The organism is Streptomyces sp. NPDC059003, assembly GCF_042740445.1.
In the GTDB taxonomy this organism is placed as follows: Bacteria; Actinomycetota; Actinomycetes; order Streptomycetales; family Streptomycetaceae; genus Streptomyces.
Map to the genome: position 1 here is coordinate 1 of NZ_JBHYJH010000229.1, position 11,524 is coordinate 11,524.

An 11,524-nucleotide genomic window follows, 5' to 3' on the forward strand; every position below is an offset into this window, starting at 1 on the left:
GGACGTCGCGCGGGTGGCCAAGCGGTCGCGCTTAGGCTGTTTCTGTACGGTACGGGGGCCGCCCTCTGCGGCGGGCGGCCCCATTCCCGTACAGCGCCACAAGGTGCCTTCGCGTCACAAAGGCGTGCCCCATGAGGTGCCACCCTGCACAGTGGCCCCATGACTACCGTCAGCCGTGGGCTCGACAGCCAGGGGTACATCGCGCGTGAGGGGGCGCTCGGGCGGATCCAGGACGGCTTCCGGCCCGTCGTCGCCGCGGCGCGCGACCAGGTCGCGGACGTCTTCGGGAAGCGGCTCGACAGCGCGTACCTGTACGGCTCCGTGCCCCGCGGCACCGCGCGCGCCGGGCGCTCCGACCTCGACCTCCTCCTCGTCCTGCGCGCGGAGCCGACCGCGGCCGACCGCGCCGACGCGGACGCCGTCGCCGCCGCCGTGGACGGCGGGTTCGCGGAGGTCGACGGGGTCGGCATCCTCCTGGAGAGCCGGGAGCGGGTCCTCAGCGAGCTCGAGACGTACGACCTCGGGTGGTTCGTCGCCTGCCTGTGCACGCCCCTCCTCGGCGAGGACCTGGCCGAATTCCTCCCCCGCTACCGGCCCGACACGCTGCTCGCCCGCGAGACCAACGGCGACCTCGCCCTGGTCCTGCCCCGCTGGCGCGAACAGGCCGCCGCCGCGGCCGGTGACGAGGCCCGCCTCCGCGCGCTGTGCCGGGTCGCCGCGCGGCGCCTCGTCCGCACCGGGTTCACGCTCGTCATGCCCCGGTGGGGCGGCTGGACCAGCGATCTGACGGAGATGGCGGAGGCGTTCGGGCAGTACTACCCCGAGTGGGCCGGGCGGGCGCGGGCCGCGGTCGACATGGCGTACGAGCCCGTCGGCGACGCGGGAGCGCTGCGCGAGCTCGTGGACGGGTTCGGGGAGTGGCTCGTCGGGGAGTACGCGGCCGTCCACGGGGTCAAGGCGCCCCGGCCGCAGGGCCGGGCCCACCCATCGGACAGGTCCTAGATCAGGCCGTGTTCCTTGAGGTAGTCCAGCTGTGCCCGTACCGAAAGCTCCGCCGCGGGCCACAGGGAGCGGTCCACGTCCGCGTACACGTGCGCGACCACGTCGGACGGCGTCACGTACCCGTTCTCGACCGCCGTCTCGACCTGGGCCAGGCGGTTGGCGCGGTGGGCCAGGTAGTACTCGACCGCGCCCTGGGCGTCCTCGAGGACCGGGCCGTGGCCCGGCAGGACCGTGTGCACGCCGTCGTCGACCGTCAGCGAGCGCAGGCGGCGCAGCGAGTCCAGGTAGTCGCCCAGGCGGCCGTCCGGGTGCGCGACGACCGTCGTGCCGCGGCCCAGGATCGTGTCGCCCGTCAGGACCGCCCGGTCCGCCGGGAGGTGGAAGCAGAGCGAGTCGGCGGTGTGGCCGGGGGTCGGTACGACGCGCATCTCCAGGCCGCCGGTCGTGATCACGTCACCGGCGGCGAGCCCCTCGTCGCCCAGGCGCAGCGCCGGGTCGAGGGCGCGGACGTTGCTGCCGGTCAGCTCGGCGAACCGGGCGGCTCCGTCGGCGTGGTCGGGGTGCCCGTGCGTGAGCAGGGTGAGCGCCACGCGCGCGTCCGCCCGCTCGACGGTCTCGATGACGCGCGCGAGGTGGGTCTCGTCCAGGGGGCCCGGGTCGATGACCACCGCGAGCCCCGAGCCCGGCTCCGAGACGATCCAGGTGTTGGTGCCGTCCAGGGTCATCGCGGACGGGTTGGGGGCCAGGACGTTGACCGCCCGGGTGGTGGCGGGGCCGCTGAGGACCCCGCCCCGGGGCTGGCCGGGCAGGGCGGCTGCGTTTGTCATGCGGACGTGACTCCCGTCGGGGGCGGGTGGCGGCTTGCGTGGTCGTGGTCGTGGTCGTGGTCGTGCGGCTGTCCCCCGGTGGGGGTGCGCTGCCGGTGGTACGGCGTCAGGCCGCGCCGCCGGTCGGGATGTGCTTCGTGAACTCGTCGTGGCCCGGCCAGGTCAGGACCAACTCGCCGTCCTCCAGCCGCGCCTGGGCGAGTACGGGGGTCAGGTCCCGGTCGGGGGCGGCGGCGAGGGCGGCGGCGGCCGTGGCGTACGGCGACAGCTGGCGCAGCGTCGCGATGGTGGGCGGCATCATCAGGAGCTCACCGGCGTCGTAGCGGGCGGCGGCCCGCGCGGGCTCGATCCAGACGGTCCTGTCGGCCTCCGTGGAGGCGTTACGGGTGCGCTGGCCCGCCGGGAGCGCCGCGACGAAGAAGAACGTGTCGTACCGCCGCGGCTCGAACTCCGGGGTGATCCAGCGGGTCCACGCGCCCAGGAGGTCGCTGCGCAGCACCAGGTCCCGGCGGTCGAGGAACTCGGCGAAGGACAGGTCGCGGGCCACCAGGGCCGCGCGGTCGGCCTCCCAGTCGTCGCCCGTGGTGTCGCCGACGACGCTGTCCGGGGTGCGGCCCGCGAGCAGCACCCCGGCTTCCTCGTACGTCTCCCGTACGGCGGCGCAGACCATCGCCTGGGCGGCGGACTCGCCGAGGCCCAGGCGGGCGGCCCACGCCGAGCGGGGCGGGCCCGCCCAGCGGACGTGGTGCTCGTCGTCGCGGGGGTCGACGCCGCCGCCCGGGTAGGCGTAGGCGCCCGCCGCGAACGGCATCGACGTGCGGCGGCGCAGCATGTGGACTTCCGGGGCCGCGGTTGGGGTGTCGCGCAGGAGCATGACCGTCGCCGCGGGGCGTGGGGGAGCCGGGGTCAGCTCGCCGGACGCGAGGGCGCGGATGCGGTCGGGCCACTCCGGGGGGTACCACTGCCCATTTGCCATGGGCGGAGGCTATCTGGTGCTGTGCGGATGTTCGAGGGCCGCTTTTACGGTTGACGCGGGCCGTTCTTCCCCGGCCGGCCCCTCTCCCACCCGCCCGCCCGTTTCCACCCCCACGCAGGGTGAACGACCCCAGTGGGGGCCGACCGCCGTCGGCGCCCGCGGGTCACCGCCGCTACCGCGGCGACTTCTCTCCCACCCGCCCGCCCGTTTCCACCCCCACGCGGGGTGGGCGCCTCCAGTAGGGGCCGAGCGGCGTCGGCGGCTGCCGGTTGTCGTTGTTGCCTCGCCGGTATCGCGGCGGGGGCTTCCCGCCCGGCCCCTGCAGACGCCGATGGTGGTCAGCCCCCACTGGGAGGGGGGCACGGGCGGGCGGGTGGGAAAGGTAGTCGCCGCGGTAGCGGCGCTAGCCCGCAGCCGCCGGTGGTGGGTGACCCCCACCGGGGGCGTTCGCCTCGCGTGGGGGTGGAAACGGGCGGGCGGGTGGGGAAGTCCCGTCAGGGGCGCCCCCTCGGGAAGGGTCACCCGACGGCCTGTGACGGGAAGCCGCGTCGCGCGCTACGGCTGGGTCAGCTCGACCTGGATCTCGACCTCCACCGGCGCGTCCAGCGGAAGCACCGCGACGCCCACCGCACTGCGGGCATGCACACCCGCGTCGCCCAGCACGGCACCGAGCAACTCGCTGGCACCGTTGAGCACGCCGGGCTGACCGGTGAAGTCGGGGGCCGAGGCCACGAAGCCGGTGACCTTCACGACCCGGGCGATCCGGTCCAGGTCACCCGCGACGGACTTGACGGCCGCGAGGGCGTTGAGCGCGCACGTGCGGGCGAGGTCCTTGGCCTCCTCAGGCGTGACCTCCGCGCCGACCTTGCCGGTGACGGGCAGCTTGCCGTCCACCATGGGCAGCTGGCCGGCCGTGTACACGTACACCCCGGACCGCACGGCGGGCTGGTACGCCGCGAGCGGCGGGACGACCTCGGGCAGCGTGTGCCCGAGCTCCGCCAGCTTCGCCTCGACAGCCCCGCTCATGCCTGCTTCTCGCGCTTCAGGTAGGCCACCAGCTGCTCCGGGTTGTTCGGGCCCGGGACGACCTGGACGAGCTCCCAGCCGTCCTCGCCCCAGGTGTCCAGGATCTGCTTCGTGGCATGGACGAGCAGCGGCACCGTTGCGTATTCCCACTTGGTCATACGGCGACTGTAATGCCTGGGACCGGCCCGCTACGGGCAGCCTCATGCGTAGCCCGCGAGGGGACTGGTTAGGCTCGAAGGTGTGAGCAGGCTCCAGGTCGTCAGCGGCAAGGGCGGTACCGGCAAGACCACGGTCGCCGCGGCCCTCGCGCTCGCCCTCGCGACCGAGGGCAGACGCACCCTCCTCGTGGAGGTCGAGGGCAGACAGGGCATCGCCCAGCTCTTCGAGACGGAAGCGCTTCCGTACGAGGAGCGGAAGATCGCGGTCGCCCCGGGCGGCGGGGAGGTGTACGCGCTCGCCATCGACCCGGAGCTGGCCCTCCTGGACTACCTCCAGATGTTCTACAAGCTGGGCAGCGCGGGCCGGGCCCTGAAGAAGCTCGGCGCCGTGGACTTCGCGACCACGATCGCGCCGGGCCTGCGCGACGTGCTCCTCACCGGCAAGGCCTGCGAGGCCGTGCGCCGCAAGGACAAGCGGGGGCGGTACGCGTACGACTGCGTGGTCATGGACGCGCCGCCCACGGGCCGCATCACCCGGTTCCTGAACGTGAACGACGAGGTCGCGGGGCTCGCGAAGATCGGGCCGATACACAATCAGGCGCAGGCCGTCATGCGGGTCCTCAAGTCGTCCGAGACGGCGGTGCACTTGGTGAGCCTGCTCGAGGAGATGCCCGTTCAGGAGACCGTCGACGGGATCGCCGAGCTGCGCGCCGCACGGCTCCCGGTGGGCCGGGTCCTCGTGAACATGGTGCGCCCGGCGCTGCTCGACGAGGCCGCCCTCGACCTGGGCCTCGGCCGGGCGCCGCGCGCGGAGCTCGCCGCGTCCCTGTCGGCCGCCGGCCTCGGCGGGGCCCGCGGCGCCGAGCGGCTCGTCGACCCGCTCCTCGACCAGGCCGCCGAGTACGCCGAGCGGCACGCCCTGGAGGGCGCCCAGCGCGCCGTCCTCGCGGACCTCGGCCTGCCCCTGCACGAACTGCCGCTGCTCGCCGACGGGTTGGACCTGGGGGGCCTGTACGAGCTCGCCGCGGAGCTGCGGCGGCAGGGCGTGTCGTGACGGCGGCCCCCACCCTCTCGCGGCGGCCAAGGACATCGCGGAAGCCGAAGCCAAGGACATCAAGGACGCCATGAGTCTCGATCCGGCACGTGAACCGCTCGACGTCGACGCGCTGCTCGACGACCCGAAGACCCGCATCGTGGTGTGCTGCGGCTCCGGGGGCGTGGGCAAGACCACGACGGCGGCCGCGCTCGGCCTGCGCGCCGCCGAACGCGGGCGGTCCGTCGTCGTGTTGACGATCGACCCGGCACGCAGGCTGGCGCAGTCCATGGGGATCGACTCGCTCGACAACGTGCCGCGGCGCGTGGAGGACATCAAGGGCGAGGGCGAGCTGTGCGCCATGATGCTCGACATGAAGCGCACCTTCGACGAGATCGTCGAGGCGCACGCGGACGCCGAGCGCGCGAAGGCGATCCTCGACAACCCCTTCTACCAGTCGCTCTCCGCGGGCTTCGCCGGCACGCAGGAGTACATGGCGATGGAGAAGCTGGGCCAGCTGCGCTCGCGCGACGAGTGGGACCTCATCGTCGTGGACACCCCGCCGTCGCGCTCGGCGCTCGACTTCCTCGACGCCCCCAAGCGGCTCGGCTCGTTCCTGGACGGGAAGTTGATCCGGCTGCTCATGGCCCCCGCGAAGGTCGGCGGCCGGGCGGGGATGAAGTTCCTGAACGTCGGGATGTCGATGATGACGGGCGCCCTCGGCAAGCTGCTCGGGGGGCAGCTGCTCCGGGACGTGCAGACGTTCGTGGCGGCGATGGACACGATGTTCGGCGGCTTCCGCAAGCGCGCGGACGCCACGTACCGGCTGCTTCAGGCGCCGGGCACGGCGTTCCTTGTGGTGGCGTCGCCGGAGCGGGACGCGCTGCGGGAGGCGGCGTACTTCGTGGAGCGGCTCGCCGCGGACGACATGCCCCTCGCGGGCCTCGTACTGAACCGGGTGCACGGCAGCGGCGCGGACGACCTGTCGGCGGAGCGGGCGCTCGCGGCGGCGGAAAATCTTGAGGAGCGCCGCATTGTGGATCAGGAGGACGGGAAGATTGGAGTGCGTAGCTCCTCAGAGGCTCCCAACTCTCCTGAGGCTCCCGACAGTTCGCACAACACAGACGGCTCCGACGGCTCAGACGACATCGAGGGCGATTCCGAGTCCACCGGCACCCCCCGTTCCGTCGACGGGACACCCGTGGACGGGACGTCCGTGGACGGCCTGACGGCGGGGCTGCTGCGGCTGCACGCGGAGCGGATGCGCCTGATCGACCGTGAGCGGCACACGCGTGACCGCTTCACCGCGCTCCACCCCGAAGTGGCGGTGGCCGAGGTGCCCGCGCTGCCGGGGGACGTGCACGACCTGGCGGGCCTGCGCGCCATCGGCGACCGGCTTGCGGCGGCGGACGGCACGAGCGGCCCGGCGGGGGCCGCCTGAGCGGGTCCGAGCACAGCTCCGCTCAGGGCGCCCACGCCCGGAAGTGGTGGTGGGGTCAGGGGTCAGCCCACGGCCGCGTAGCTCTCGTACGTCTCCTCGTCCTCCAAGTCCACGGGCAGCAGGCCCGCGCCGCGCTCGTACTCGGAGCGCGCTGTCTCAAGGAGCCGGCGCCATGAGGTGACCGTGGGGCGCCTGCGCAGCAGTGCGCGCCGCTCCCGCTCGGTCATGCCGCCCCACACGCCGAACTCGACGCGATTGTCCAGCGCGTCCGCGAGGCACTCGGTCCGCACCGGGCAGCCGGTGCACACCGCCTTGGCCCTGTTCTGCGCTGCTCCTTGTACGAACAGTTCATCCGGATCGGTAGTGCGGCAGGCGGCCTGCGCACTCCAGTCGGTTACCCAGCCCATACCGGCGCCGTCCTCTCCCGAATCGAGGCTCCCCCACGGCGGCAGCGGCATATTCACCGCCGCCAGTTGAGGACGTTACGGAAGGTGGGCACAGCGCAACACCCCCTTCGGGCCCAATCTTGAATGGCCCGAACGGACTATGCGTAAGCGGCAGATCACCCGACGGAGTGAGCTGGCGACATTCGTCACCAACCCGGCAAATGCGGGCAGTTCAGTTGGGTCACAGCGGACGCGAGACGACGCATGAGGCGGATTCGGACAGATATCCGCCGGGAACCGGCCGGATTCGGGAGCGGCGGGCGTCTGGGCGGCGGTTTGGTGCGGGACCACACTGCTGTGACAGTTGAGAGCAGCTTAGGCCAAGGCATATACGCCTGTCCGGCGAATCAGAACGTAGGCTGCCCCCCATGGGAAACAAGCGATCGGGCGGTGGTCTGTCCCCTGCGCAGCAGGCCGCCAAGTTCCTGGGCGTCAGTGTGCTCGCGGGCGCGGTGCTCGCGGGGATCGCGCTGCCCGCCGTGGGGGCGCTCGGGCTCGCGGCCAAGGGCTCGGTCGAGGGTTTCGACGAGCTTCCGGCCAACCTGAAGCAGCCGCCGCTGAGCCAGCGCACGACGATCCTGGACTCCGCGGGCGGCCCGATCGCCACGGTCTACTCGCGCGACCGCACGGTGGTCCCGCTGAACCGCATCTCCCCGTACGTGCAGAAGGCCCTCGTCGCGATCGAGGACTCGCGCTTCTACGAGCACGGCGCGGTCGACCTCAAGGGCATCCTGCGCGCCGTGAACCAGAACGCGCAGAGCGGCGGCGTGTCGCAGGGCGCCTCCACGCTCACGCAGCAGTACGTGAAGAACGTCTTCGTCGAGGAGGCGGGCGACGACCCCGCGAAGGTCGCCGAGGCCACCCAGCAGACCATCGGCCGCAAGATCCGCGAGCTGAAGTACGCGATCCAGGTCGAGGAGGAGCTGGGCAAGAAGCGGATCCTCCAGAACTACCTGAACATCACGTACTTCGGTCAGGCGGCGTACGGCGTCGAGGCGGCGTCCCAGCGGTACTTCTCCAAGCACGCCAAGGACCTGAAGCTCCAGGAGGCGGCGCTGCTCGCGGGCATCGTGCAGTCCCCGAGCCGCTACGACCCGGTGAACGACGCGACGGAGGCCAAGCAGCGGCGCAACGTCGTGCTCCAGCGCATGGCCGAGACCCGCGACATCTCGCAGGCCGAGGCCGACCGCGCCAAGCGGACCCCGCTCGGCCTAGACGTGAGCCGCCCCAAGAACGGCTGCATCACCGCCGTGAAGGGCGCCGGGTTCTTCTGCAAGTACGTCGAGAAGGTCTTCAAGAGCGACCCGGCCTTCGGCAGGACCAAGGAGGCCCGCGCCAAGCTGTGGAACCGCGGCGGGCTGCGGATCAGGACCACGCTCGACCCGCAGACGCAGGAATCGGTGCAGGACTCGATAAAGGATCACGTCTACCAGACCGACGACGTCGCGACCGCCGCGACCATCGTCGAGCCGGGCACCGGCAAGATCCTCGGCATGGGCCAGTCCCGCCCCTTCGGCTACGGCAAGAACGAGACCGAGATCAATCTGTCGGTGGACGACGCGATGGGCGGCGGCGCGGGCTACCAGCCCGGTTCGACGTTCAAGCCGATCGTCGCCGCGGCCGCCCTGGAGGGGGGCATGTCCCCCGGCAAGCGGTACTCGGCGCCGTACGAGATGCCGTACCCGGACCGGGTCGCGACCTGTGACGGCAAGGCATGGCGGAACGACCCCAACCGGCCCGCGAAGCTCACCAACGAGAACGAGTCGGAGGTCGGCCCCTATCGCCTGCGGGAGGCGACCGCGAAGTCGGTCAACACCTACTTCGTGCAGATGATCGGCGACATCGGCATCTGCCCGGTCACGGAGATGGCCAAGAAGATGGGCGTCGAGCGCGCCAACGGCAAGCCGATGGACCAGGCGCCGTCGATCGCGCTCGGCACGCAGGAGGTGTCGCCGCTGACGATGGCCAGCGCGTACGCGACGTTCGCCGCGCGCGGCACGTACTGCACGCCCGTCGCCATCGAGTCGATCAGGACAGTCGCGGGGAAGTCCCTGCCGGTGCCGAAGTCGAAGTGCTCGCGCGCGATGTCGGAGCAGACCGCCGACACGGTCAACACGCTCCTGAAGGGCGTCGTCGAGGACGGCACGGGCCAGCAGGCGGGCCTCGGCTCCCGGGCGAGCGCGGGCAAGACCGGTACGACGGACTTCCGGTACGCGGCCTGGTTCGCGGGCTACACGCCGAACATGTCCGGCGCGGTCTGGGTCGGCGACCCCGCCCACGAGCGCAAGATGATCGACATCTCCATCGGCGGCCGCGGCTACGGCAAGGTCTTCGGTGGCGAGGTGCCGGGCCCGATCTGGCGCGACGCGATGAGCGGAGCGCTTGCGGGCAAGCCCGCGCCCTCGTTCAACACCGTCCACCTCCCCGGCGGCCGGGACCACGACCGCGGTGACGGCGACGGCGACGGGACCGGGGACGGCGGCGGGACCGGCGGGGGCGACGACGGCAAGCCGGGCGACGGCCGCGGCGACGGCGGCGGTGACAACGGCGGCAACGGCGGCGGCCGGGATCCGTGGCCGGACGTCATCGGCGGCAACGACAACGGCGGCGGATGGGGCGGCGGTCGGGGGCGCGACCGCGATCGCGACCGCGACTGAGGCCCGCGCGGCCCTCGCTGCGTACGTACGTTGATGGGGGCGTCCCCCGAGCCGGACTCACCGGACCCGGGGGACGCCCCCATCGGCGTACGCGCAGGAAGCGGGCTCAGCCGCCCGCGAGCTGCTTCTTCACCGCCGCGGCGACGCGGCCGCCCTCGGCCCGGCCCGCGACCTTCGGGTTCACGATCTTCATGACCTGGCCCATGGCCCGCGGCCCCTCCGCGCCCGCGGCCTTCGCCTCGGCGACGGCCTCCGCGACGACCGCCGCGAGCTCGTCGTCCGAGAGCTGCTGGGGCAGGTACGCGGCGAGGATCTCGCCCTCCGCCTTCTCGCGCTCGGCCTGCTCGGCCCGGCCGCCCTTCTCGAAGGCCTCGGCGGCCTCGCGGCGCTTCTTCGCCTCGCGGGTGATCACCTTCTGCACCTCGTCGTCGGAGAGCTCGCGCTTCTCCTTGCCCGCGACCTCTTCGTTCGTGAGGGCGGCGAGGGTCATCCGGAGCGTCGAGGAGCGCAGCTCGTCACGCCCCTTGATCGCGGCGTTGAGATCGTCCTTGAGCTTCGACTTGAGCGTGGTCATGGGGCAATTGTGGCAGGTGGACCGCGCGGACGGCGCCTTCATTTCCGGGGCGGCCGCCGGGCGGCCACCGGGATGCCACGGGGCCGTCCGCGGGGGTTACGGGGTCTGACACGATGGAGGCATGCGCGCGCGATACGCAGTACCTCTGGGAATCACGGCGACGGCCGCGGCCGGTATCGCCTACTCGGCGGGCATCGAGACCCGCCTCTTCCGGCTCAGGCGGGTGACGGTCCCCGTACTGCCGCCAGGGATGCGGCCGCTGCGCGTGCTGCAGGTCTCCGACATCCACATGGTGTCCGGACAGCGCAAGAAGCAGCGCTGGCTGCGCTCGCTCGCGGGCCTGCGCCCCGACTTCGTGGTCAACACGGGCGACAACCTCTCCGACCCCGAGGGCGTCCCCGAGGTCCTGGACTCGCTCGGCCCGCTGATGCAGTTCCCCGGGGCGTACGTCTTCGGCTCGAACGACTACTACGGCCCGCGACTGCGCAACCCCGCCCGCTACTTGCTGGAGAAGGCCCAGGGCCGCCACGGTCTGAACGGCAACAAGCCCGTCGTGGGCGCCGTCCACAACCCGTGGGAGGACCTGCGCGACGGCTTCGACGCGGCAGGGTGGGTCAACCTGACCAACACCCGCGGCGCCCTCAAGATCGACGGCTACGAGATCGGCCTGACCGGCGTCGACGACCCGCACATCAAGCGGGACCGGTACGCGGAGGTGGCGGGCGGCCCCGACCGGGCCGCGGACTTCTCCATGGGCATCGTGCACGCCCCCTACCTGCGCAGCCTGGACGCCTTCACGGCCGACGGCTACCCCCTGGTCCTCGCCGGCCACACCCACGGCGGCCAGCTCTGCATCCCCTTCTACGGGGCGCTCGTCACCAACTGCGACCTGGACACGGACCGCGTGAAGGGCCTCTCCACGCACGAGGCCGGGGGCCACACCTCCTACCTCCACGTCTCCGCGGGCTGCGGCGCCAGCCGCTACACCCCGTTCCGCTTCGCCTGCCTGCCGGAGGCCACCCTCCTGACCCTCACGGAACGCCCCGCCCGGGCCTGACCCGCACCCCCCGGAAAACCGGATTTCGTCTCCGGCCGCCGGTCCGCTAAAGTAATCGATGTCGCCGCGACCTGCGCAGCAGAGCTGACAGATCGCGGAGCATCGACATCGGGGTGTGGCGCAGCTTGGCAGCGCGCTTCGTTCGGGACGAAGAGGTCGTGGGTTCAAATCCCGCCACCCCGACAGCTGAAAGATCAGGCCCGGTTTCCAGAAATGGGAACCGGGCCTGACGCGTTGTCCGGTGCGGTGTGCGCGCCGCGGGTGACCCAGGTGACGTGGGCCACTTCAGTGGCTTCGGTGGCTTCATGACGTCGGCCGCTCCCGGGG

The 11,524-nt window shown here is 72.3% G+C and carries 11 protein-coding genes and 1 tRNA gene; 6 read left to right on the forward strand and 6 right to left on the reverse strand.

The window, feature by feature from the left end; translation table 11 throughout:
• Nucleotides 1-159: 159 nt before the first annotated feature.
• On the forward strand, nt 160-1,002 hold the full coding sequence (locus ACFWZ5_RS41190; protein ID WP_384806602.1) for a nucleotidyltransferase domain-containing protein: 843 nt from the start codon (nt 160-162) through the stop codon (nt 1,000-1,002).
• Here the strand turns inward: ACFWZ5_RS41190 and ACFWZ5_RS41195 are convergent.
• From ACFWZ5_RS41195 to ACFWZ5_RS41210, 4 genes are all read right to left on the reverse strand, one after another.
• Nucleotides 999-1,829: an MBL fold metallo-hydrolase gene (locus tag ACFWZ5_RS41195; protein WP_384806600.1), complete on the reverse strand. Its 831-nt coding sequence runs from the start codon at nt 1,827-1,829 to the stop codon at nt 999-1,001. The genes ACFWZ5_RS41190 and ACFWZ5_RS41195 overlap by 4 nt on opposite strands.
• A gap of 106 nt (nt 1,830-1,935) precedes the next feature.
• Entirely contained in the window at nt 1,936-2,805 is an 870-nt protein-coding gene (locus ACFWZ5_RS41200; RefSeq protein ID WP_384806598.1) for an NUDIX hydrolase, read from the reverse strand.
• A gap of 555 nt (nt 2,806-3,360) precedes the next feature.
• Nucleotides 3,361-3,831, reverse strand: a complete 471-nt coding sequence (locus ACFWZ5_RS41205) for a RidA family protein (protein WP_384805577.1) — start codon at nt 3,829-3,831, stop codon at nt 3,361-3,363.
• Nucleotides 3,828-3,989, reverse strand: coding sequence for a DUF4177 domain-containing protein (locus ACFWZ5_RS41210; RefSeq protein ID WP_003975360.1), 162 nt, complete (start codon nt 3,987-3,989; stop codon nt 3,828-3,830). The genes ACFWZ5_RS41205 and ACFWZ5_RS41210 overlap by 4 nt, the downstream gene beginning before the upstream one ends.
• Nucleotides 3,990-4,071: 82 nt before the next feature.
• On the opposite strand from ACFWZ5_RS41210, the gene ACFWZ5_RS41215 reads away from it, so the two are divergent.
• The gene (locus ACFWZ5_RS41215; RefSeq protein ID WP_384805579.1) at nt 4,072-5,043 is read left to right on the forward strand and encodes an ArsA-related P-loop ATPase; all 972 of its coding nucleotides are present in this window, start codon (nt 4,072-4,074) and stop codon (nt 5,041-5,043) included.
• A gap of 70 nt (nt 5,044-5,113) precedes the next feature.
• Entirely contained in the window at nt 5,114-6,463 is a 1,350-nt protein-coding gene (locus tag ACFWZ5_RS41220) for an ArsA-related P-loop ATPase (protein ID WP_384805581.1), read from the forward strand.
• Between the two features lie 62 nt (nt 6,464-6,525).
• Here ACFWZ5_RS41220 and ACFWZ5_RS41225 read toward each other — a convergent pair whose 3' ends face one another.
• The gene (locus ACFWZ5_RS41225; RefSeq protein ID WP_030782081.1) at nt 6,526-6,870 is read right to left on the reverse strand and encodes a WhiB family transcriptional regulator; all 345 of its coding nucleotides are present in this window, start codon (nt 6,868-6,870) and stop codon (nt 6,526-6,528) included.
• A gap of 407 nt (nt 6,871-7,277) precedes the next feature.
• Here ACFWZ5_RS41225 and ACFWZ5_RS41230 point away from each other — a divergent pair, with 407 nt between their 5' ends.
• Complete coding sequence (locus ACFWZ5_RS41230; RefSeq protein WP_384805583.1) at nt 7,278-9,566, forward strand: transglycosylase domain-containing protein; 2,289 nt, start codon at nt 7,278-7,280, stop codon at nt 9,564-9,566.
• Nucleotides 9,567-9,672: 106 nt separating this feature from the next.
• On the opposite strand, the gene ACFWZ5_RS41235 is transcribed toward ACFWZ5_RS41230, so the two are convergent.
• The gene (locus ACFWZ5_RS41235) at nt 9,673-10,140 is read right to left on the reverse strand and encodes a GatB/YqeY domain-containing protein (protein WP_384806876.1); all 468 of its coding nucleotides are present in this window, start codon (nt 10,138-10,140) and stop codon (nt 9,673-9,675) included.
• A 121-nt stretch (nt 10,141-10,261) separates the two neighbouring features.
• Here ACFWZ5_RS41235 and ACFWZ5_RS41240 point away from each other — a divergent pair, with 121 nt between their 5' ends.
• Both ACFWZ5_RS41240 and ACFWZ5_RS41245 read left to right on the forward strand, forming a co-directional pair.
• Nucleotides 10,262-11,197: a metallophosphoesterase gene (locus ACFWZ5_RS41240; RefSeq protein WP_384806874.1), complete on the forward strand. Its 936-nt coding sequence runs from the start codon at nt 10,262-10,264 to the stop codon at nt 11,195-11,197.
• Between the two features lie 109 nt (nt 11,198-11,306).
• Nucleotides 11,307-11,380: transfer RNA gene (locus ACFWZ5_RS41245), tRNA-Pro, on the forward strand.
• Nucleotides 11,381-11,524 lie beyond the last annotated feature (144 nt).

Excerpts from the sequence above, each read along its gene's own strand:
- ACFWZ5_RS41190 (WP_384806602.1), top strand. The coding sequence starts at position 160 with ATGACTACCGTCAGCCGTGGGCTCGACAGCCAGGGGTACATCGCGCGT.
- ACFWZ5_RS41200 (WP_384806598.1), bottom strand. The coding sequence starts at position 2,805 with ATGGCAAATGGGCAGTGGTACCCCCCGGAGTGGCCCGACCGCATCCGC.
- ACFWZ5_RS41195 (WP_384806600.1), bottom strand. The coding sequence starts at position 1,829 with ATGACAAACGCAGCCGCCCTGCCCGGCCAGCCCCGGGGCGGGGTCCTC.
- ACFWZ5_RS41220 (WP_384805581.1), top strand. The coding sequence starts at position 5,114 with ATGAGTCTCGATCCGGCACGTGAACCGCTCGACGTCGACGCGCTGCTC.
- ACFWZ5_RS41205 (WP_384805577.1), bottom strand. The coding sequence starts at position 3,831 with ATGAGCGGGGCTGTCGAGGCGAAGCTGGCGGAGCTCGGGCACACGCTG.
- ACFWZ5_RS41240 (WP_384806874.1), top strand. The coding sequence starts at position 10,262 with ATGCGCGCGCGATACGCAGTACCTCTGGGAATCACGGCGACGGCCGCG.
- ACFWZ5_RS41235 (WP_384806876.1), bottom strand. The coding sequence starts at position 10,140 with ATGACCACGCTCAAGTCGAAGCTCAAGGACGATCTCAACGCCGCGATC.
- ACFWZ5_RS41210 (WP_003975360.1), bottom strand. The coding sequence starts at position 3,989 with ATGACCAAGTGGGAATACGCAACGGTGCCGCTGCTCGTCCATGCCACG.
- ACFWZ5_RS41225 (WP_030782081.1), bottom strand. The coding sequence starts at position 6,870 with ATGGGCTGGGTAACCGACTGGAGTGCGCAGGCCGCCTGCCGCACTACC.
- ACFWZ5_RS41230 (WP_384805583.1), top strand. The coding sequence starts at position 7,278 with ATGGGAAACAAGCGATCGGGCGGTGGTCTGTCCCCTGCGCAGCAGGCC.